The organism is Micromonospora sp. M51, assembly GCF_018070305.1.
Taxonomy (GTDB): Bacteria; Actinomycetota; Actinomycetes; order Mycobacteriales; family Micromonosporaceae; genus Micromonospora; species Micromonospora parva.
Genome location: NZ_JAGPXZ010001161.1, coordinates 1 through 1273, shown reverse-complemented (window position 1 = coordinate 1273; position 1273 = coordinate 1). Strand labels below are relative to the sequence as shown.

At 72.9% G+C, this 1273-nt stretch carries 3 protein-coding genes; all 3 read right to left on the bottom strand.

All coding sequences use genetic code 11. The annotated features are described in order from the left end of the window. Positions 1–206: 206 nt before the first annotated feature. Complete coding sequence (locus tag KBX53_RS33345; protein WP_210863833.1) at positions 207–593, bottom strand: VOC family protein; 387 nt, start codon at positions 591–593, stop codon at positions 207–209. Further along, positions 590–904 (bottom strand): hypothetical protein, encoded by a 315-nt coding sequence (locus tag KBX53_RS33340; RefSeq protein ID WP_210863831.1) that lies wholly within the window; start codon positions 902–904, stop codon positions 590–592. The genes KBX53_RS33345 and KBX53_RS33340 overlap by 4 nt, the downstream gene beginning before the upstream one ends. A gap of 201 nt (positions 905–1105) precedes the next feature. Then, the gene (locus KBX53_RS33335) at positions 1106–1261 is read right to left on the bottom strand and encodes a YchJ family metal-binding protein (protein WP_309140913.1); all 156 of its coding nucleotides are present in this window, start codon (positions 1259–1261) and stop codon (positions 1106–1108) included. Positions 1262–1273: the final 12 nt, after the last annotated feature.

Here is a 1273-nt window from a genome sequence, read left to right as displayed (position 1 = left end):
CGGTTACGGCCTGCTCGCCACGGCGGCCGGCAACGCGGTGGCGTTCGCGCTGACCGCCGGGGCGTACCTCGTGGTGGCGCTGGTGCTGCTGACCCGCCGCCGGCGCCGCGCGGTGGTGCCCACCGGTGGGGTCGCGGCGGTGACGCCCGGCCGGCACTGACCGGGGCCCGGCGGCGGCCCGAGGGGGTCGCCGCCGGGCCGTGTGGTCAGCCGTCCAGGTGCAGGAACGACCACTGGTGGCCGTCGAGGTCCCGGAAGCCACGCATGTACATCGGCCCGTTGGCCATCCCCGGCCCGAGCGACTCGCCACCGGCGACGGCCGCCTGGTCGACCAGCTCGTCGACCTGCCCCCGGCTCTGCGCCGACAGCCCGACGATGACCTCCCGGCTGGTCTCCGTGTCCGGGGTGGCGACACCGGTGAACCTCTCGAAACCCGAGCGCAGGTGCAGCACCAGCCGGGTGGTGTCGGAGATGGTGAGCACCATGCTGTCGCCGTCCGGCTCGCCCTGGTCGCTGGTGAAGCCGATCGCCCGGTAGAACTCGGCGGCGGTGGTCAGGTCGCGCACCGGCAGGTTGATGAACGTCATGGTCATCGGTGGCCTCCGTCCGTTTCGAGCAGTGCCTTGAGTGCGGCGAGTCGTTCACGCCAGTACGCCTTCAGCTCCGCGGCCTGCTCAGCCCCGGTCAGCTTCCCGTGCAGGACGATGACCCGGGCCTTTGACTCGCCGACAGCGTCGATGCCGACGACAATCCGGGTCGGGCCACCGGCCCAGTCGGCCCGGAAGATCCGGGGCGCGGTGGCGGTGCGGATGCGTACCTCGACGTCGGGCAGCCAACGGGCGCTCTCGCCGGTCTTCTCCATCCGGGTCCGAACCCGGGCCTTGAACGATCTCTGGGTGGTCATCACATGCTCCCGGTCAACGGCACGGTCACCGGGACTCACGCTCCCGCCGACCCCGCCGGAGTGGGGCATGTGGCACCACGTCCCGAGGGCTCCAGGCCCCCTTTGCCTCCGCGTTGCCGGCGGCGTGAGCGCCGGGAGGGAGGTGCGGCGCAGGACGACGCCGACGTCATCGTACGCCCCGACCGGCCGTCGGCGCAGCCGTCAGGGCTGGTCACCGTCGAGGTAGACCCACCGGCCGTCCTCGCGGACGAACCGGCTGTGTTCGGTCACCGTGCCGGGCCGGCCCCCGTGCCGGTAGTGGGCGTGGAAGCTCACCGTGCCGGCGGCGTCGAGTAGGCCGCCCCGCTCGGTCCGCACGATCTCCAGTCG

Coding starts and splice junctions, on each gene's coding strand:
- KBX53_RS33345 (WP_210863833.1), bottom strand. CDS start 593: ATGACCATGACGTTCATCAACCTGCCGGTGCGCGACCTGACCACCGCC.
- KBX53_RS33340 (WP_210863831.1), bottom strand. CDS start 904: ATGACCACCCAGAGATCGTTCAAGGCCCGGGTTCGGACCCGGATGGAG.